Annotated in this window: 16 protein-coding genes; 4 read left to right on the top strand and 12 right to left on the bottom strand. The window is 39.7% G+C overall.

All coding sequences use genetic code 11. From position 1 onward, the window contains the following. Positions 1 to 21: 21 nt before the first annotated feature. The 3 genes from AB6T38_RS02755 to AB6T38_RS02745 all read right to left on the bottom strand — a co-directional run bounded on the left by AB6T38_RS02755 (position 22) and on the right by AB6T38_RS02745 (position 2825). Entirely contained in the window at positions 22 to 1068 is a 1047-nt protein-coding gene (locus AB6T38_RS02755) for a LacI family DNA-binding transcriptional regulator (RefSeq protein ID WP_372545813.1), read from the bottom strand. A 769-nt stretch (positions 1069 to 1837) separates the two neighbouring features. After that, entirely contained in the window at positions 1838 to 2230 is a 393-nt protein-coding gene (locus AB6T38_RS02750) for a nuclear transport factor 2 family protein (protein WP_372545812.1), read from the bottom strand. Positions 2231 to 2351: 121 nt separating this feature from the next. Continuing rightward, a complete protein-coding gene (locus AB6T38_RS02745; RefSeq protein WP_372545810.1) occupies positions 2352 to 2825 on the bottom strand; it encodes a hypothetical protein in 474 nt (157 codons plus the stop codon). Between the two features lie 277 nt (positions 2826 to 3102). On the opposite strand from AB6T38_RS02745, the gene AB6T38_RS02740 reads away from it, so the two are divergent. After that, positions 3103 to 3864, top strand: a complete 762-nt coding sequence (locus AB6T38_RS02740; protein WP_372545809.1) for a hypothetical protein — start codon at positions 3103 to 3105, stop codon at positions 3862 to 3864. Positions 3865 to 3986: 122 nt separating this feature from the next. Here the strand turns inward: AB6T38_RS02740 and AB6T38_RS02735 are convergent, their stop codons facing one another. The 5 genes from AB6T38_RS02735 to AB6T38_RS02715 form a co-directional block, all read right to left on the bottom strand. Further along, positions 3987 to 4874, bottom strand: a complete 888-nt coding sequence (locus AB6T38_RS02735) for an NUDIX domain-containing protein (RefSeq protein WP_372545808.1) — start codon at positions 4872 to 4874, stop codon at positions 3987 to 3989. A gap of 11 nt (positions 4875 to 4885) precedes the next feature. Beyond that, positions 4886 to 7228 carry a hypothetical protein gene (locus AB6T38_RS02730; protein WP_372545807.1) on the bottom strand — a complete coding sequence of 781 codons (2343 nt, stop codon included), beginning with the start codon at positions 7226 to 7228 and terminating at the stop codon, positions 4886 to 4888. Positions 7229 to 8476: 1248 nt separating this feature from the next. Then, entirely contained in the window at positions 8477 to 8821 is a 345-nt protein-coding gene (locus AB6T38_RS02725) for a hypothetical protein (protein ID WP_372545805.1), read from the bottom strand. A gap of 244 nt (positions 8822 to 9065) precedes the next feature. Next, positions 9066 to 9413 (bottom strand): rhodanese-like domain-containing protein, encoded by a 348-nt coding sequence (locus AB6T38_RS02720; RefSeq protein WP_348489572.1) that lies wholly within the window; start codon positions 9411 to 9413, stop codon positions 9066 to 9068. 446 nt (positions 9414 to 9859) lie between these two features. Beyond that, positions 9860 to 10753, bottom strand: a complete 894-nt coding sequence (locus AB6T38_RS02715) for a LysR family transcriptional regulator (protein WP_372545804.1) — start codon at positions 10751 to 10753, stop codon at positions 9860 to 9862. Positions 10754 to 10866: 113 nt separating this feature from the next. Between AB6T38_RS02715 and AB6T38_RS02710 the strand changes: the two genes are divergently transcribed. Then, the gene (locus tag AB6T38_RS02710; protein ID WP_372545803.1) at positions 10867 to 11376 is read left to right on the top strand and encodes a lactoylglutathione lyase family protein; all 510 of its coding nucleotides are present in this window, start codon (positions 10867 to 10869) and stop codon (positions 11374 to 11376) included. Between the two features lie 160 nt (positions 11377 to 11536). Here AB6T38_RS02710 and AB6T38_RS02705 read toward each other — a convergent pair whose 3' ends face one another. Both AB6T38_RS02705 and AB6T38_RS02700 read right to left on the bottom strand, forming a co-directional pair. Then, positions 11537 to 11875: a P-II family nitrogen regulator gene (locus AB6T38_RS02705; RefSeq protein ID WP_348489577.1), complete on the bottom strand. Its 339-nt coding sequence runs from the start codon at positions 11873 to 11875 to the stop codon at positions 11537 to 11539. A 61-nt stretch (positions 11876 to 11936) separates the two neighbouring features. Next, entirely contained in the window at positions 11937 to 12326 is a 390-nt protein-coding gene (locus tag AB6T38_RS02700; protein ID WP_372545802.1) for a Cd(II)/Pb(II)-responsive transcriptional regulator, read from the bottom strand. An 83-nt stretch (positions 12327 to 12409) separates the two neighbouring features. On the opposite strand from AB6T38_RS02700, the gene AB6T38_RS02695 reads away from it, so the two are divergent. Together AB6T38_RS02695 and AB6T38_RS02690 are read left to right on the top strand one after the other, a co-directional pair. Next, positions 12410 to 12790 (top strand): DUF3703 domain-containing protein, encoded by a 381-nt coding sequence (locus AB6T38_RS02695; RefSeq protein ID WP_372545801.1) that lies wholly within the window; start codon positions 12410 to 12412, stop codon positions 12788 to 12790. 16 nt (positions 12791 to 12806) lie between these two features. Further along, positions 12807 to 13712 (top strand): cation diffusion facilitator family transporter, encoded by a 906-nt coding sequence (locus tag AB6T38_RS02690; protein WP_372545800.1) that lies wholly within the window; start codon positions 12807 to 12809, stop codon positions 13710 to 13712. Between the two features lie 209 nt (positions 13713 to 13921). Here AB6T38_RS02690 and AB6T38_RS02685 read toward each other — a convergent pair whose 3' ends face one another. Further along, entirely contained in the window at positions 13922 to 18325 is a 4404-nt protein-coding gene (locus AB6T38_RS02685) for a hypothetical protein (RefSeq protein WP_372545798.1), read from the bottom strand. Further along, entirely contained in the window at positions 18322 to 19737 is a 1416-nt protein-coding gene (locus AB6T38_RS02680; RefSeq protein ID WP_372545797.1) for a hypothetical protein, read from the bottom strand. The genes AB6T38_RS02685 and AB6T38_RS02680 overlap by 4 nt, the downstream gene beginning before the upstream one ends. Positions 19738 to 19743: the final 6 nt, after the last annotated feature.

Here is a 19743-nt window from a genome sequence, read left to right as displayed (position 1 = left end):
CAAAGCCGCTTGTAGAATTGGTTAAACAGGTTTACAACTGCCTCGCACTACAAGCTTAGTTTCTAACACCACATTTTCATTGTCCTTTCCGTCCAATAATAAACTGGCAGCAACACGCCCTTTCTCAATACTTTGTTGACACACTGTGGTCACAGCAGGTTCCGATCTTGCAGATTCAGGAATATCATCAAATCCGGTAATACTCAGCTCTTGTGGTACTTTAATATTCAACTCTTTAGCAACCCGAATGGCTGCTAAAGCGATAATGTCACTCATACACAATAAAACACTTGGGCAGGGATTCATGGTAAGGGCTTCACGGGCAGCTATTTCTGCCAGTTCTGCATCATTAATAGGAATATGCCACATTGAAGCAGCTGCAATCGAACAGTTTTTACTATCCGCGGCTTTAAGATAGCCTGCTAATCTAGCATGAGAGACTTCTTGTGAATCTTGCACTAAATCAGCCTCTGTCAGACGGCATACTCTATCACTATCAATTAGACGCAGACCTAAAATGGCCACCTGTTCCTTTTCATCACGAATGGCATATTGTGCAATTTTGAATGCACCGTTTTTATTATCGATATTTACCGATGCCGTTTCTTTATATTCCGAGTCCACAACAACCACCGGTTTACCCGTTTTTAAGATAAATTCAAATGAACGTTGATCGATAGCACCGTATAAAATAAAGCCATCAGGTAAGGACTCAGCTCCTCTCTGTTGACCAGCGTCTCCATGACTAGACAACAGCAACATATGCTTATTGCGGTCCACTAACACTTCAGCAATGCCTTGTAGCAACTGATTCGCCACAGGATCAGAAAGACTGTAGGTAAGTGAATCCAATAACATAACGCCAATCACATCAGACTCACCACGGCGCAACGTTCGAGCAGCTAGATTAGGACCGTGATAGCCCAGCTCTGCTGCTTCCAATAGGATACGTTCCCGTAACTTTGCAGATAATTGGTCCGGACGGTTAAATGCGTTGGAAACACTAGCAGTGGAAACACCTAATGCCTCTGCGACTTGCTTCAGATTTAACTTCTTAGTTCTTGCCATGCTACTCACCTTAGTACCAAACTGCTCAGGTACCCGTCAACTCCTGATCATATCAATCGAAACGACTTTATATACCTCGTAGTGATCTCAAAGGAATACCATCTTAATCGATACCTTAAATTTAAGAATAAACTTAATAAACTCTTAACAATCTTAACGATTATTAAAATTAAAGCTACTAAAATCTAGCTTCACTTAGCCAGTTGACTAGTAATTGTGTAAATAAAAATCACTCAAAGTTTACTAATTTCTACTCAAGTACCAATTCGTTTGACTAACAATATAACAATTTAAAATCATACACTTAACTAAATTAAACTTTATTTAATTGCTAATAGAAACTTGAGTATAAATTACATAAAATCCAATTTTTAAGGTACGTAGGGTTATTTTATAATTTTCGACACACTGCCCAGCTTGCCTTTTGTAGGCAAAGGGGTTTCTAGAAAGCTTAAGGAAATACCGAAACTCTCCATCTTAAAGCATTAAGATTCTAACCAGATATAACAACATTACCCCCTAAGTTATCGTTGTTATTCTTAACTTAATTAGATGCTATTTGCATAACTGCAATTTCCCTCACCTCGCTGACTACTATAGAAATTACTGACAATGAGGGATATTAAAGGGCTTCGGGCAAAAAACACCGTCAACAAATAGCAGGAGGTTAATTCCACGTTCTAGTGGAAGCTGAGGTATAAGGCTGAGAGTCTCAGCGAGGGAAGTGAGTGTATTGAGTTATTACACCTTTCACTACTCTTCATATTTTCTAATAATGCAATTCTATGAGCTCATTAGTTTGAGAATGAATACCTCTACTAGAGGTAGTGTATGTAATGACTACAGCGTTATGAGCAGGAATAATTTGCTTTAAATCTGCTGTATATGCCAAATGAGTACCCAAATAAAATCGCATCCCCTTGCGAGTGCTTTCTTTACCGTCAGGTGAGCGCGAATCATCTGAATCATAGGGTAAATGTTGATGAGCAACAGCAGATTTAAGGAAAGATAAATAATGTTCTAAGTCTCTATTAGAAGCATCTGGGGACTGTGTCGCCACCCATGCAGAAAAGTATTCGTTACCAAGTTCGGTTACATCAGTTTCTGCTATAGAGCCAAAGGACCACAATAAAGTAATAGACATAACAATCCATTTATTCATAAAACCTCCGATGTTAAACTAGGTATAAGCCAGCGTGTAAGGCACCTTTTATGGAGTTTAGTTAGAGGCTAATGTACGCGCCCCAACTCCGTAAGACGAAATCAAGGATACTATGACACCTTTATTGTGCCTTTGATTTAAGTTCACTTATTGCCTTTAACAGAGCATCTCTGTTTTTCGATGCCTTTATCCATTTGGGAAGCCTACTTCCTATAGATGCGTTACTCCACCCCTTCTCATCATCTTTCGTTCGTTCCCTTAACTTTGCAGAAACGTAGGACTCCAAAAATTCTAGGTGTCGAATATTGAAAGCCCATAAAGAGTTACCGATACAATCTATTCTTAACCACAAATTAAAACCAAAGTATCCATCTGTTGGGTTTTCGCCCCCCCAATCGAAAGCACGACCATTTGATGATTTATCTATGCTATATCCACACTTAGTACAAGACGCCCGTACCTTATCTTCGCCAAAAGGAATAACAACAGCTTTACTTGAGCACTTAGGGCAAGAAATTAGTACTGGATCAACTTCTGTAGGTTTACTAATTGTAAACCTATGCTCCCGCCCATCCTTAAATCGAGTATCACTCATAACTCCTCCTTTAAAGTGCTAATTATTCAAAGCACTTTGTTGGAAGTATGATATCAAAAACCAACGAAGTAAAATGAAGAAGTACCCCAAAGAATTTAAACAAGAAGCTGTTCACCAAGTGGTTGACAAAGGTTATTAGTACCCGATGTTTGTAAGCGATTAGGTATATCAGACAAGCTAAATGTCTACAAAACTGGGGAAAAGAAAATCGCTATTTACATCAAAATAGTGTTTAAATAATAAAGGGTACATCTAGATATACGAGAAAGGAATTGATATGGAAATCACAAAGTTTAATGATTTACTCAAACTATATGGTTGGTTGGCTTGGTTTATTGGACTAGTTGCTGGTATTGTTTTTTTCTTTGGGAAAGACTCTACCACAGCCACAATCACAGTATTTTCTCTATCTTTACTTCTGTTTCATTTCGTTCTGTTTAGATTCTCTAAGCATGAAAAAATCTGGAAGGCGACGGATTACCTATTCGAGATCATCGCAGTAATCAGTATCATAGCTGCGGTTTCCGGACTCGGCATTGCATCAAAACAAAAAACGCTGCAAGAGGCATTTTCCGAAAGAAAATTGGCGCAAGTTAGGTTTATCTATGCGGTGGAGCTGACAATATCTCACGACTGTAATGTAAAAGAGAGTCGCAAAGATATCTGGACGCCAACACCCGAGCCTTTAGCGGGGGAGTGTGAACGAATTGAGAGCTTTCTGCCTCAAATGAAGTTCGAATTTGACCAAGAAACAGGACCTGACAACATGACCGCTGAAGGACTGTGGGGTTTCAATCTCTCATATGATGATGTGAAATTGGACGGCACATGGTCAATGATTCATACCAGAGCTAAAGAATTTTTAGCAATTAACGAGAAAACTGAAGGCGCCATCGAACTTCGAGATTCACTAAAAAATACTGATGGCTTCGACGTATCAAAGGTAGACAAAGTCGTATACTGGCACCACATTCTGGCGTTTTTCTTGGCATTAAAAATTGCTCGGATATCAATGGGTATTTTTAAGACTTCGTCATGAAGAATCAATAGCGCGTTTGTAATATATAGAGACACTAACAAATCAAAATTCAACCTATTTGATAACTCACACCTATCGTTTAGCAAAAGAGAAACGGTTGCTTGAGGTATGGACAATTCGAATTATCTAATCTTGATTGTTTTTGTCTTTAAAAAGCTTATTACATCATTGACCCTTTTCTTTTGCGAAGGGGCCATAGGATAGGAATCCAACTGTTCCATTTCCACCCATTTCCAGTTTGTGGATTCTTCATCTATTACAATTTTAGAGGCATTAGATCTAGCATAAAAAAGAACCGAAAACTCTCTTCTGACTTCCCCATCTGAGTATGCTATTTTCGTATTTGGATCAGTATAAGTTCCAATTATGGCTTCCAATTTGATGTTCAATCCAGTCTCTTCCTTGACTTCTCTGACAATGCATCCTTCAAGGCTTTCATCCATCTCCATAGTACCACCCGGCATGGCCCAATTACCACTATCTCGTCGTTGCACCAGCAACAACCTAGATCTGTCATCAAGAATAGCGGCTGCGGTTGCTGGAACCAATGAATTTGCTACAAAGTTTTCACCTTTAGAATCTATTCTATTTACCCTCAAAGGATTTGTAGCCCATTCCAAATCAGATTGAGAAGCTGTTTCATTAACTTTGTCGTTACCCGCAGGATATTTAACGAAAAGAATCCGAGTTTCCTGTTTTACTTTTTGAAGGTATTTTGTCTCTGGGTAAATGACATAAAAATCACCTGCTACAAACCTATGCACTTCCCCCGAATCTATATCTTTGTATTCTGTCATCCCTTTAAGAATGTATTGATATTCTTTAGCTTTGACATGGGAATGTGCATCTTCATATCTTGCATTTTTGTAGTCAGAAATACCAATCTCGAGATCTTCATCATCAATATGTTCTAATTCTTGGGGTCTTCCTAGCCTCCCCAAAAGGTATTGACGATCTAATGATTCTAAACAGTTTTCAATTGCAGTATTTTTGATTCGTTTAAAGCCCATTATTCCACCTATTAAAGAAGCGCAAGTGCAGTACTAGGATGATAATCTCCTTCCTTTAACTTTTGCAGGTTTTTAACGTCATTTACATATCCAGCGTCAGTCAATGATTTGAATAAAGCAAGCCCGTCAACGTCAAGCTCTTCATCAAAAACTGTGCAAAACTTCACTTTCATTAACTCTACTTGCAGCCTACCCCATAACTGGTCTGTTTTTAAATAACAGCGATTGGCTTTATTCAGCGAATTTATAGCTAAATCTCGTTCTTTAGAATCGATGTAAGTTGCAGCATCTACTAAGTATGTATGCCCCAACCACCCATCTAAGTTTTGGGAAGCAAATTTAAACCGCACTTTCTCGGTCATTTCTATTGCCTCTCCATAAGATTTTTCCATCCTAAGCTGATCGGCTAATGTACATTCAATGTAATTTGTATACCTCTTCGTATGCAACTTTTCAGATATAGAAAGAGCTTTTTCCAAATAACATCTAGATTTTTCAAGGCGGTTTTCCAATCGATGAAAATCGCTTACTTTTCGATATATTCTAAGCCTAAGTTCCAAGCTATTTACTTTATATGAAGCTATGAGTGCTTTAATTAACCAAGGCATAGCATCTTGTTTTATGCCTCTTGTTGCTCCTAAATTTCCACCGATTAAAAAGAGTAATTCGCAATGAGCATCTTTATAGTTGTCGCATGAACCTTTCTCGGCTAGTAATTCGCATTCCGACCATACAAGATCAATAGACTTGAACATCATTGAATGATGCAGCTTTCTTACCTTAGCCATAGCTATTTTATCATTGTCCAAATCAAAATTTGCCGAAGAGTTTATCAAATCATCGAGTAAGCGCACTGACTCAACATACTCGCCCGTCAGATGCATTAAATCTGCGAATGCAACCTGAACCTCTATAGGCCACTGATCATTTGGTACAAAATCTTTAATCAATTTCAACCCATTGAGTAAACTGTTAGCAATGGCTCGCTTTTGAAGAATCTTAACTGCCCCAAGCCCAGAAGAGTTTAACCATTCAACAATAAACTTCTTATCTTTGAGTTCAGATAACTGTCTAACACAAATATTAAAAGGTGTTATTACGTCATGATCCAAACTGCTAGAAGTAACCTCCGCAAGGCGTTGTTCGAAATGACGAAAAGCAAATGTCCTAATATCGACTAGTGTAATATCAGGAGTATGTGATAATAGACTCCTCCTCATTAAGTCATGTAAAGTCGCACTACCATCCTCATGCAGTTTTACAAATGAGAATCTTCTATGAGCATGCAGTTCATCGTCATTAAGGGCAATGTTGAAATGCCTTACCGCGGATTTTGTATATCTGTCGTCGTAACTGGATAAAGGAGCTAATCTTTTTAATAATGCTAATTCATTCGAACTCAAGCTCTTTGAAAAGCGGTCAAAAAGCTCTCGTTTAGAATCTGGCCATTCCGTTATTTCAACAGCCCCATTCTGCGCCAAAATGTCCAGACACAAATCTAGATAGTATGGGTGTCCACCAGAAACTGAAGCTATTTTTTCTACAAGCTCTTTATCCTTAATACCAGCGGAATTAAGAAACCTGACAACGTCTTCTTTTGACAAATTATTTAGCAAATGAGTATCTATCGCACTTTCCCATTCATTGTTGTACTCTTGCCACCTTAATTTTTCTCTGCCAGCAATCACGATCAAAATATATTGACTTGAATTTGCCAATTGCCTTACCCAACTATCTCTTGTGAATGCATGTTTTTCGCCAGAATAGCCATACCAAAGTGCTTCATACGTGTCGAAGAAAAGTACCGCTTTAGAAGATTTTTTCTCACAATAGGAATTGAGGTCAAAGCTAAAAAACTCTGGTAATACACTTACAATTTCTTTTTCACTCATATTCTGTAATGACTGTAGAGCTAATTTAGCTTCCTGATCTAACAAAAGCTTCTTGGAATACTTGTGAGTTTGGGCAACAATTCCACTGATAGCTCCAACAATTCCTAGACCGTCCATAACAGAAATAATGCTACCAAGAACACCTGCTTCCTCTATCAAAGGAAGCTTTTGGTCAGAAAACTCAAATTCTGGATTTCTCTTTCCAAAGAAAACAGCGTAAGCAAAGTCAAACAACTTAAACTGAACCTTCTTGTCAAACGAGTTCCTCAATCTCAACAATGCTCTAGAAGACTCATTTATCGAATCATCATCAAAGTCAATTTTTGAGCAAATTATGTCTTTGTGCAGTGACGGAAGAATATCTTTTAGCTCTTTTAACAAACGACTCTTTCCAACACCTCCAACACCATAAAATTGAAGAACATTCGGCAAAAGCCTTTCTGAGGTATCGTTTTCATCCACTAACCTAGAGATGGCATTCTTAAACGAGAGAAGTGGTTGTTCTCTGTCAGTAAAAGATGCTTGTGCCCGCGGCTTTAGAAAACTAAATGAATTTTTACGAATTTTCCTAGTCCTTCTTTATTTTTTAGCATTTACAAAATTTTTCTGGTCATAAAGAACAACTCGTTAGTTCCGCAAATGACAAACTATATTGACATTATTTTTCTAGATAACTGCAGTTGTGATTATTTAGCTTTAACGACACCAACTTCGCTGCATAAAACTCTGTTTTTTCCACTATTAAACGGAAACAGTATCTAATACTGGAGCCTAGTATCGAGCCTGATACAAACAGGAAACGACTATGCCTACTAGCGCAATATCGAGTTTCCACAAGTGAACTAAGTTCACAATACTACACCCTTAAACCAGCGTTTGAAAAATTCAACATTGGCTAATCTGTCTTCCGAGCAATATTTCATTATATTTTCGTTAACTTCAGATATTTGCTCAGGTCGGCACGTAGAATTGAGATTATTTATAATTTCGTTTGGTGTTTTGAAATCAATTCCATGAAGTGCAGCCAATGTTATTATTTATTCTTCCTTTAGCTCTTGGTCAGAGTTCTTACTTCTCATTGCTAAAAACCGAGCTCTATTGATAAAACGTTTAACTTTTCTCGGTGTAGCTCCAATATCATCTACCGCAATCCCCACGCCTTACTATATTTATTTCAAAATTTCGCTAATCAGTTGCCACAACACTTTGACATTACCTAAATTTCACAAAAACAACAAAAGTGCCAAACAAAACAATAAAAAAGCACTATTTGGAATATTTGTTTAATTATTGACTGGACTTCCCTGCTTTCACTAGACAGTCTGTAATTCAAAAATCAGTTCCTTGGATTTTGAGCGATTGAGAACAAAAACAAAGCCCGCGAGGGCGAGGCTTTAGATTCAAATTAAATTAAAATTTAACTTGTTCATTTTCTGGTTTAAGGAGAATGTCTTCATAGCATACGCCTATATGATTGCACATCCGATTATCCTTCTTTTGCTTTTTTATATCAAATGGCAATGCAGGGATAGCAAAAGCCAAAATGATTGCGATCATAGACAAACTATATCTATAACGTGAGAACACTTCCGTCCGTATCTCATAAATTAAAGCATCTAATGCGAGTGTTAAAGTTAGAAAGATTGAATAGCTCAGAACTAACTTTAATGTATTACTCGGTTAACTTTGTTCATTTTTATCTTCTAAAGCTTAGGATATTTCTGTGTAAGGATTAACACCAATTTCTGCAATCTGACCTAGCTTTGAATTGTTAGTTACTCCGCTTATAACGTTGTTTACTGTTGAGGTTTGAGCATTACTAACAATAGAATCTGCAACCTTAAATGAAGTATTTAAGGCGTTATCTGTTACCACCACACGATCGACAGTAATTAATGCTGCACTCTTGACCCCGTCAGGATAAGTATACTTATAAGGATTATTGTTCACATGCAAATAGCAATTGAAGAACATAACTGGATTTGATGCAGTATAACCAACCGGATCAATACGATAAAAACACCCGATAACTGGATCATAGTATAGTTCCGACATAGACAGTATTTAGAACTTCTGAGATACACAATTTCATATGGTTGTGCTTAGAACCATAGTTTCTTTATCAACACCCTACATTGAGTATTGAGTATTGAGTATTGAGTATTGAGTATTGAGTATTTAACGATACGATAACTTTTTGCTACATGCTCCAAAAGAGCCGGGACGATGGCCGCACCAGCTCATTAATGATTTAACAGATGGATACTCATACTTAGTTTTGTTAATGGGCAGAGAGTACTTAGCAACACTGTTTTTTAATTTCATCCATGGAACAAGTAATTACGCTGACGTTTTCATAACCGACTCTGGCCAGTTGCTCTGCGCCTAGAGCTGCGCGCAGTGAAGATGCGCAATGCAAATAAATTGGACGCTTGGGATCTTTTTCAAGCTCTAGCATTTTGACTTCTAAAAGCCCTCTAGGGACATTTATTGCGCCGCTAGCGGACCCCGCTTCAAACTCTGCAGGCTCTCTTACATCGATAATGATGCCGTTATTTTGTTGTTTTTCAGCATTCGCTTCTTCAGCACTTATAGTTCGAACATTTTGTCGCGCTTCTTGCAACAACGTTGGAATCGTTTTAAGCATTATTTCTCCTTTTAAGACTTTTCACCTTTGGTTAAATTGGCGAACAAATAGCCATATTTGATGAGTTAAAATATTGATATATGACGTTTACTGTATCAAATCCACGATGATTTTTGATTATTTCCGTGGCCTCAGGGTAACCTTTTACATCTTGCCGATAAAAATTTGCTGCTTTTGATCCCGTTTGAGTTTATCAATCATTTTCTGACTTACCAGCCTAAAGCCTTTTTGATTAATTCGAAAGCCATGCCTTTACTCTTCTTACATATTAATACCTAATTGTGATTAAAGCACTTTCCAAGGTTCTGGTATTGATCCTAGTCAAAGTGAGGAGTAGAAATGTGAATTTTTTTACATGCGGTTGTTAAAACTGTATTTAAGCAGCCGCTTTAATTGTGGCCACTTGAATCACCAAAAATAGATAAAATAGCCTAACCTCGTGACAATCAATTAAGTGCTTTTTTAATGTGAGCTTTAATCATCTCAAACCGTGCGGGCATATGGCGATTGCGCTTTTTAATTAGATATAAGGTTTCCGCCACAACACTATCAATGTCTAGTATTTTCAATTGCTTGGCTAATTCAAAGTTATTTACTGTGCTGCGAGGCAAAACGGTAAAGCCCAACCCCTGGGAAACCGGCAACAAAATCTGATGTATCTGGTTCACGTAACCTTTGGTTTTTATCTTGCGTACATCTAAGTAGGTCAAAACCGTTTCTTCACAGTGGGCAAGATACAAACGTAAATAATGGTCAATATCTGGATGGCGAATTAACCCTAGTTGCATAATCTCAGCAGCGAGGTTGTCTAAGTTTAGTGATTTAGACGAGGGAAAAACCAGAACCAACTCTTCTCGACCTATGATTTCACTTGAAAAAAGTAACGGGTCGGGTTTTTGGGTAACAATACCTAAATCCGTTTGGCCATTACTAATTTGCTCTAGAATCCGATTATTCGGTGCCGCTTCTAAGTGTATTACTAAATTTTCATATTTAGTTTGCAACTCAATAAAGCCAGAATAAAGTAAGGTCGCTAAAGAGCCAGAACAAGATAACGCACATTTACCTGAGGTTTTATCGTTCGCGCCTAAGGTCTCGAAAAACGCGGACTCTTGTTGTTGTGTGGCTAAAATATAGTTGTATAACAATTCCCCTTGAAGCGTTACATCAAAGGATTTTTTTTGCCTTCTAATTAAATCGTAACCGCAGGCTTCTTCTAATTTTTGAATGTGTTGACTCACGCCTGGTTGAGTCATATGTAAGATCTCGGCAGTACGCGTAAAGTGCCGATTTTCAATTAAGGTTTTAAACGTATTTAACCAAACAGGATTTAACATCATAAATTAATGTTATCAAAATAATAATATTTGATAATTTATCACAATAAAAATTCCTTTGTACTATAGATTCCATATTAAACCTGACGACCAAGTCATAAAATGGAGTCATCAAAATGATACCTAACAAACAATATCCTCGTTCTTTCTCTCACATTGGAATTTCTGTACCAGATCTTGAAAAAGCCGTTGAATTTTATACCAAAACTTTAGGGTGGTATTTGATTATGGAACCAACTGAAATACTAGAAGACACAAGCCCTATCGGTGAAATGTGTACAGATGTATTTGGTAAAGGCTGGCAGAGCTTCAAAATTGCCCATTTATCGACGGCTGATCGCGTGGGAGTGGAGATTTTTCAATTTAATGGACAACAAAACCCAGATAACAACTTTGAATACTGGAAAACGGGTGTTTTTCACTTTTGTGTTCAAGATCCAGATGTAGAGGGATTGGCAGAACAAATTGTTGCAGCCGGCGGCAAAAAACGCATGCCAGAGCCTCGTTATTATTATCCTGGAGAAAAACCCTACCGAATGATCTACATGGAAGACCCTTTTGGCAATATCCTAGAAATATACAGCCACAGCTATGAACTTATTTACTCTAGCGGCGCATATAACTAGGTATAAACGCTGGGGGGTAATCTCTTAATAGCGTCTTGCAAACTAACAAAACGGCAACCATTTTTGTTGCCGTTTTGTTTAAAATAACCACATTTGAGAGCTGTTTTGTGATCATGACTTTTCAGTTAACTGAATACTCACCCAAACGCCTTAAGAAGGTTTACAGGGCCTCATCATTCTCTTCGCCAGTGCGAATACGAATGGCTTGTGCTACTGAGGTTACAAAAATCTTACCATCGCCAATTTTACCCGTTGCAGCAACTTCCATTATGGCTTCGATGCAACGTTCAACTTCTGAATCAGTTACTACCAATTCTATTTTCACTTTAGGTAAAAAATCGACATTGTATTCTGCACCGCGGTAGGTCTCTTTATGACCTTTTTGTCTGCCATACCCCTTAACCTCTGTAACCGTCAGGCCAGTGACACCGACATCTGTTAACGCGGCTCTTACTTCATCAATTTTAAACGGTTTAATAATCGCTTCTATCTTTTTCATTCAGTTTCCCAATTCGTAAGCAAAGGTTCAGATTTAAAAATGGTATATGATTTCTACCCATTTATATATCAAGTTTTTTTAATACACCGCATTCACCAATAGAATGTCCAGCAGAACAAGAAGCGGCGATATCGGTTAAAACAGTTTGCAAATGAGTTAACTCATCAAGACGTTTAGAGACTTCTTTAATATGCTGTTTGACCATCTGATTAACTGATTCACAGCTTTTGTCTGGTTGTTCTCGTAAAACGATCAATTGTTTAATTTCATTTATGGAGATACCTAACGAACGACATTGACGAATAAAGGTTAGCTGTTTTAATGCACCATCGTCATACTCACGATAATTGCTTGCGTTGCGCATAGGTTGTTTAAGCAAACCTTGTTTTTCATAAAAGCGGATAGTTTGTACAGAACAGTCCGATTTGTTAGCCAGCAAACCTATTTTCATTTCCACCATCGAAAACTTGACTCTATAGTAGATATAGACTTTACACTTGTATCCATCAGTCATCAATATGGAAGTCACTTGCAATGTACTACACTGAATATGCAAAACCCTTTGTTGAAAACAAAATTGCGTTAGCGCAACAGGCCATAAAAGGTGGAGATCAACAACAAGCATTCCGGTATTTGGAAGACGCCCATGTAATTGCTCAAAAATCTACCTACTTACATTGTCTAGTTCATTACTTAATGCTAAAACATGGTTATATTCAATGGAATATAAAAGAAATGAGCGGTCAAATTTTTCGGCTAGTAGGAGCGTTAACTAAAACATGGATCGGGTGGATACCAACGGGAAATACCGGAGGTACCAATGTCAGCCCATTCAAACCTATGCCGATTTCTGCACACAACCAAAAAATAATTGATGTTATAGAGCAAAAAATTAAGCAACAAATAAAACAATAGGAAGTAATATCTCGTCATGGGTAAACACACTCATCACCACGGTCATTCGCACTCTCATGCCCATCAGCACTCGGCGTCCAATAGAATTGGCTGGGCATTCTTTTTAAATGTCACTTTTACTATTATTGAGTTTATTGGAGGCTGGTTAACTAACAGCACCGCGATAATGGCAGATGCGGTGCACGATTTAGGTGATAGCTTAGCGATCGGGACCGCTTGGGGGTTAAATAAACTAGGCGAAAAAGAGGCCAATCAAGCATTCAGTTATGGCTTCAAACGCTTTTCTTTATTAGGTGCCCTTATCAATAGTTTAATACTCATTGTCGGCTCAGTGTGGATTATGTTTGAAGCGATCCCTAGGCTGAGTAGCCCTGAAATGCCAGAAACACAAGGCATGTTTGCCTTGGCTATATTTGGTATTTTAGTCAACGGTTATGCCGCCTATAAATTGAGTGACGGCGACACGTTAAATGAACGGGTGTTGAATTGGCATTTGATAGAAGATGTGCTGGGTTGGGTAGCGGTATTGATTGTATCTGTTGTACTCATGTTTAAACCTTGGCCCATATTGGATCCCATATTATCCATCGCATTTACCCTATTTATTCTTTTCAATGTTGTGAAAAACTTAAAAATCACCTTAAGGCTTTTTTTACAAGGGACACCAGACAATGAAGCGCGGGAGCAAGTAAAAAACATACTGCTATCTCCTGATAGCGTAAACGATGTTCACCATCTACACATTTGGTCATTGGATGGCGAGCAACATGTAATGACCGCTCATTTGGTGTTAAATGAACAAATTGGTATTCCATTGATGAAAGAAATAAAAGCAGACCTAAATACACAATTGGCCCCTCTCAATCTTGCTCATACCACCATTGAGTTTGAATTTGCAGATGAAAGCTGTCGTGATACTTAGTGATTAATGTTTTTAACCTGCAATTACAAATCCAAATTAGCAAGTTAGGGTTTGTAATCGCGATAATTAATATCGCTCATTAGTACGCCGTCAGCTAAACACTTCATTCAGCATCAAAGTCTTCTCCTTCGCCATTAATTATCGCATCGGCAACATCAATATGATTTTGATTAAACAATGGACTGGCTTGTTTATTCACCTAATATTGACTAAGTGAGCCCTAAAAACACTTTTTTGTTGATGTTCTTTTCTACTGGGGTTGGAATTCGCGCATTAACTTTAGCTGTACGTGTTGCTAACCCAGCGTCTTGCAGAACTTTTTTCAACGCCCGCCCTTGAACATCAGCGGTTTTAACCGATGTATCAGACTCATCCACGCTGATCAGTTCAATACTTTTAATTTGCGTAGAAGCATCCTGTAAACTTTTTATTTCCTTTTCAAACTCGGCATCACGAATCACCTCGTTACTTTCATCAAACCGCACTATTCGAGCCAAATTCCCAGGCACCTCGTTAATAATTTTACTTGGTGTGAGGATAACGAAGGTGATCACTGGGCAATTGCTTGGAAATGAGGCTCGTTCACTGGCCTGTGTAAAGTGAACTGAATCATTACTGATGTTAAGCAACTCAGCGATAGCTTCATTTTGCCGTTTCGCGCTTGCCTCGTTAGGTTTATGCTGTAAATCTCCATTTTCATCCACACTAGGTTTAATGCTAGAAAAATATGAAACTTTGCTGGCATCACTAAGGAGCTCCTGCAACGCGATGTTTGAGCTTAAATGTGACTGCCAGTTGTTACTAAACAATTGTTGAGAACTTGCCTCAAACTTCGAGGTGTCCCAATAAAATTGCAACGAATTAAGATCATAGTATGTCACTCGGTTACCTCCCAGCTTACTATCAAAATCAATAAGAATGACATCTAATGCCGCCCTTTGCGCTTCATTCACTTGTTGACCGGGAATGATTTCTATATCAAAGAACGAAGGTGTCACTAGATACACTTGATGACACTGCGTAGCACTGACTAAAACTGAGGCTTTTGGGCACTGGGTAAACATGCCCTGAGGTATAAGTAAGGTGTCCATATTGTCGTCAGGATTGTCGCTGGCGATGCCTAAAGTATTAATAATACTATTGGTTTGAGCACGGGTAATCTGAGCATTATTAGCATCCTCTTTAGGATGCATAGCTCCTGCACGGGTAATAACGTAATTTCCAGCTTCCTGCCAAACGGCTTTTAAATTAGTCTGTTGCTGTTGTGACGCGAATTCACCCGTACCTTTTTTAAACAGAGGGTTCACCCCCAAAGCTCTCGCATTATCAAAATCAAATACTGTATCTAAGGTGATATTTGAGCCTGGTTGATACTTAGCAACAACACCGTTAATTCTATCTAAAACACTTTCGGGATTGGACGTAACAACGTGATAAACCTGGTGGCAATCAGTTTCCACTTGTTGCTGAGCTTGTTTTACAAAATACACAATAGCACCATCACGCTGCGAGCCTTGCAGAGACGCAGGCAATGTTTGTTTCACAACTATCGGCATATTAGTCACAAAGTTGCTCACGTCATCAAGCACGGCGTTAGTACTGTTAACCCGAGAAATAGCAAGCGCATTACCTTCGTTAACTGCATCACCTGTACTTGCAATAGCGGCAACTATGGTTTGCGATTGACTGGTCAACAGCGTTTTCCACGCTTCTTGCAGTGTTTTGTGAGCACTATTGATCACCGCAGAGCTAGCGGAAAAGTTGACTTCAACCACAGACGAAGCTTGGCTTACCGTTGTTTCAAAGGCGCTATCTATTGCCGCGAGTAACTTTTCGGTATTAGCATCTTCAGGGACTTCGACTAGGTAGATTTGATATTGTCTAGTTTCCTGCACGACCTCTGGAACCGAGTCACCTTCACAGACTTTGGTTCGTCTTCGATGAAATAAAACCCAAGGGTATTGCCCTTTAACAAACAATTCATTGGGTACCTTAACTGGCGGCGGAAATAAAAGATGGCTAGCGCTTTCCACAAACCCAGGGTTATCAAGAGCACCTGCTATTTGATTTAGTGCCACTAAGGATTGGTTATAAAAAGGGTTACCTGGGGTGAGCACCTTGTCATCCGGTACAAACCTTGCCGACAAAAAGTTAACTTGGTTAGGTTTTCCCTCAACAAGGGTACTGAGTTGCCCTTCTACTTCACATTCGCCAGCCTCATTCCACGTTTGCGTATATGTCATTTCAACTAATTCAGAGTTTCCAAACAGTGACGGACTGGGAATATGAATAGCAATATTTGCGCCTTTATTGGTCACTTCTCGACTAAGAACAATGTCGTCGTTGAGACGAGCGCTTGATACTTGATTTTTAGGAACGCCGTTATGGGTAGTGGTGTACTGCAAAATACTGTCGCCCACAAAACGTCCGGTTAGCCTTCTGGTTTGGTCACGCTGAGTCACATTTTCAATAATCACCTGCCCAGTGATATTCAACTCAACAATGGTATCAAGGGTAATATCCCGATCCTTGCCTGCATACACTAAACTCGTTTCCAAAATAAAACGGGCCGACACTTGTGATCTTGCACCTGGGTTTAGGGAGAAGACATTTTTATCAGATTGCATCTGTCCCCATAAATTAATGTCTGTTTTTATTTTTTGACCATCGACTACAGTAGACGCAGAGTTTTCAGTTGCTAAATAAAAGCCCAGTTTACCGTCTTGATTTTCGGCTCTAGCTGCGCCGCTCATATCTTTACCAAAGTCTAGGTTTCCCTTAGAGAAATTGACCTCTGTTATATTTGCACTTGAGTTAAATGATGCCGAACGCATGACCATTTCATCGCGAATACTATTTTTATCCAGTGAGTCTTTAAAGCCGTCCTCGACTAAATGCAGCATCATGTTTAGGATAGTGTCAGATGAATAGATATGCCCTTGGAAAGCAGGTTGAACTTGTGCAGGTTCAGAGCGATTAATTTGCCCTTCGGGAACCAATATATCCACTTCTTGTAAATTTTCGGGGTTATCCAAACCGGATAACAAACAGATGCGTTGCATATGCTGTGATTCTTCAAGTGCATGATGAACAAAGTCAGCGCGCACGGCACAAAAGCGCAAATCAACGCCTTTACCCATTAATTGACGCACTTGTTGATTAATCGATAAAGAAGAATCTGCTACTACCGGTAAATACCCTGCACTGGGTAATTCGACGATGCCGCAATCGACCAACAATTGTTGGCTCACTGAACTGCTTCCAACGGCTTTCAATCTATCGATGCTGGCCTGCAACCCTTGCACATCTATGGCAGCCATATTGAATTGAGATACGTTATCTCTCTCAGGGGCAATACTGGCTTTCGGAATGATACTGGCTTGTGACTCTCTACTGGAAAACTGCATTTCAGTCGCTATTTGCACGTCACTGGCTATTTGCATTTCACCCGCTCCTGGCACTTCACCCGCTCCTGGCAGTCTCTCAATCTGAGTAAGCTTTGCAGACACATTGGTGTAATAGGTCAATAATTGCTGCATGTCGGCTGCTGCACTTTTGATCAAGGTTTTTTCTTCAGCGCAAGGATCATTAGTAACTGGCGGATTTTGTGGATCAAAGCTGCCTAAGCAATCTCGTAACTGACATTGAAACTGTAAAATTTGTGCCAAATAAATTTGCCAATTTCGCATTCCCATTCGTGCAGCCCAATATTGCTGAGGGGGAGGAACAATGCGTTCGCGGCGCGCCCCCCACGCATCTAAGAACACCACTGTTTCACCAATTTTAGATAACATACCAATGGCGATCCCCTCGCCTGTCAGCGCTTCTGCTCCTAAACACCAGGTTGCAGCATTTACCCCTTGTTGGCTTATCAGCGACGAAATTGCATTTTTTTCTTGCTCAAAATAGGCACTCACCGTCCGTGAACGAAGATGTTTTTGGGTTAAGGTCACTTGGCTGGAATCTTTCAGCGCTTCAGTTAAGGTCAATGGCACTGCACGTATACTTAATCCCTCAACGATGTGAGTTCGTTGTGTACTGCTGACGCACGCTTCTGAGCATAATTTACCGTAAACGTCTTCTTCACCACAGTAGGCTTCCAAATGATATACAACAAGCAAATACAACTCTTGATTAGCCAGAACATTGTTAGAGCCTGTGTCTGATGAACGTAATTCACAGGTTTTAAATTGACTATCTTTCAGCTCTGAGGCTTTTTCTATTTCCAAAGATGTCTTTGCCATGGATGTATTGTTTTGTTCAGCTAATAATTGGCTCAACTTCACTTCAATATTTTGGCCTAAAACCAAGGCTCGACCTTGCCAGTCGTAACCAAGCCCAGCACTAATGGCTATTGTCTGACCAGAGGTTAGACTGCAATCAAAACCATTGACGATTCCACCACCAGAGGCTTGGTTAGATAATCGAATTTGATTCAACAATGCCCCTTGCTCAAGTTGCAGATCAGGCGCTCGTAAAAACTTACCATCAAAATAATTTAAGCGAGTGAGTGAACTGGCACTATCAATAACGGTATGTCCGCTGGTGTTACCTTGACTAGTGGAATTACTCGATATTTTAGTAGTCACATTGGAAGTTTTAAGACTGCTCATGATCCACTCCTTGTTTTAAACATGTAGATAAAATCATTGCCCTGAAAAGCTGAACCCGCAGGGCTGTCCGTACCACCAGCCAAAGGAATACGGTTGCGACCTAAAATAGGTGTTTCCCCTGTGCCTTTTACAATTAACCTGACTAACACACCCGCTGGAGCATCTCGCAACTCAATCTGTAGACGATTCTCTGCGCTGTTGTAATTTACCCCTTTGATAACACAATGCACCCAACCATCTCGGCTATCAAAAGCGGTCACACTGATGCCTTTTGCGTCCACACTGGCTTTCATTAACGGTGTCCCTACTACTTTCATATTGATAAGCTCAGTGCCTTGCATCGCCACACTTTGTGCATCAATACGTGGCCCCCCGGCATCATTTTCGGGTACATCAGGAAGGTTAGCTTCTAAGTCTTGCGGTGAATAACAGCCGCCACTCAATAACGATTGAATGGTGGAGGTAGGCAAAAGGTACGGCCGCACAAAGGGGTCCACTGTGCCATCAACAAGTTGCCAACTTTGTTGCTGTTTATGTAATCTAATACCGTGTAAGTTGGCTAACAGTACCTTGCAAGGCGGTTGTTGTGGAAAACTGCCAAATTGGCTGTTATCTAAGCTGCCTTGTGGCGTGATATCCATTCCATCTAACACCGCGAATTGGGTAAACCATTTATGGCATAGTGACGCTTTATTGCTATCATCTGCGGCCAGTATTTGCGCTTTGGCGTGCAATACGTCGGTGTCACTATCTAGTACTTTGCCGTCGTCATCTTCTCTGGCTTCAACCAAACCAAATAACAAATTTAAACGATGATATTGGCTCACCTGTGGCACCTGATATTCACCAGCCGTCAAATACACTTTAACGGTTTCAACCACGCGAGAATACGCCGTTGACGTACTACTGGCGTCACAACTTTCACTCAGTGCTGGTACTTGTCGAGCTAAACAACTATGAAACTCCAAAGTCACATGGGCGTCGAATATCACGTCACCAGTTTCTTCATCATGGGTGATAACTTGTTGCAATGCCACGTCATCTTGATTGGCTTCATACCAAGCGGCTAGATTTAAACAAGCCGCTTGCTCTAGCAGTAACTCTCGGCCAACTGCATCCATGGCTAATCCAGGTGTGACTTTCACTTCACCGAGAAAAACCACCTGCTCAGTTTCTTCACTTTCCATTTGCGGCAAACTCACATCAAGCCCCCAAACTACGCCCTGCCCGTGTAACCAGGCGTTGTGATACCAAATTTTTCCTCGATGATAGGCATCTAACGTTTGAAAATCGTCGACCCCTAGGAGCATGCCAAAATGCACATACAGAGATCGAAATGGATCCACTGGCAGCATTTGGTTAGATAAGCCAGCAGTGTCTGACGTTTGATTCACTAATGCTTCTGCGCTCACAATATT

The organism is Aliiglaciecola sp. SL4, from assembly GCF_041538045.1.
In the GTDB taxonomy this organism is placed as follows: domain Bacteria; phylum Pseudomonadota; class Gammaproteobacteria; order Enterobacterales; family Alteromonadaceae; genus Aliiglaciecola.
Note: the sequence above shows the minus strand (reverse complement) of the source record. Positions and strands in the feature narration are given on the sequence as shown.

Excerpts from the sequence above, each read along its gene's own strand:
- AB6T38_RS02725 (WP_372545805.1), bottom strand. The coding sequence starts at position 8,821 with ATGTCGGAACTATACTATGATCCAGTTATCGGGTGTTTTTATCGTATT.
- AB6T38_RS02755 (WP_372545813.1), bottom strand. The coding sequence starts at position 1,068 with ATGGCAAGAACTAAGAAGTTAAATCTGAAGCAAGTCGCAGAGGCATTA.
- AB6T38_RS02695 (WP_372545801.1), top strand. The coding sequence starts at position 12,410 with ATGTACTACACTGAATATGCAAAACCCTTTGTTGAAAACAAAATTGCG.
- AB6T38_RS02700 (WP_372545802.1), bottom strand. The coding sequence starts at position 12,326 with ATGAAAATAGGTTTGCTGGCTAACAAATCGGACTGTTCTGTACAAACT.
- AB6T38_RS02685 (WP_372545798.1), bottom strand. The coding sequence starts at position 18,325 with ATGAGCAGTCTTAAAACTTCCAATGTGACTACTAAAATATCGAGTAAT.
- AB6T38_RS02705 (WP_348489577.1), bottom strand. The coding sequence starts at position 11,875 with ATGAAAAAGATAGAAGCGATTATTAAACCGTTTAAAATTGATGAAGTA.
- AB6T38_RS02715 (WP_372545804.1), bottom strand. The coding sequence starts at position 10,753 with ATGATGTTAAATCCTGTTTGGTTAAATACGTTTAAAACCTTAATTGAA.
- AB6T38_RS02750 (WP_372545812.1), bottom strand. The coding sequence starts at position 2,230 with ATGAATAAATGGATTGTTATGTCTATTACTTTATTGTGGTCCTTTGGC.
- AB6T38_RS02690 (WP_372545800.1), top strand. The coding sequence starts at position 12,807 with ATGGGTAAACACACTCATCACCACGGTCATTCGCACTCTCATGCCCAT.
- AB6T38_RS02720 (WP_348489572.1), bottom strand. The coding sequence starts at position 9,413 with ATGCTTAAAACGATTCCAACGTTGTTGCAAGAAGCGCGACAAAATGTT.
- AB6T38_RS02735 (WP_372545808.1), bottom strand. The coding sequence starts at position 4,874 with ATGGGCTTTAAACGAATCAAAAATACTGCAATTGAAAACTGTTTAGAA.
- AB6T38_RS02740 (WP_372545809.1), top strand. The coding sequence starts at position 3,103 with ATGGAAATCACAAAGTTTAATGATTTACTCAAACTATATGGTTGGTTG.
- AB6T38_RS02710 (WP_372545803.1), top strand. The coding sequence starts at position 10,867 with ATGATACCTAACAAACAATATCCTCGTTCTTTCTCTCACATTGGAATT.
- AB6T38_RS02745 (WP_372545810.1), bottom strand. The coding sequence starts at position 2,825 with ATGAGTGATACTCGATTTAAGGATGGGCGGGAGCATAGGTTTACAATT.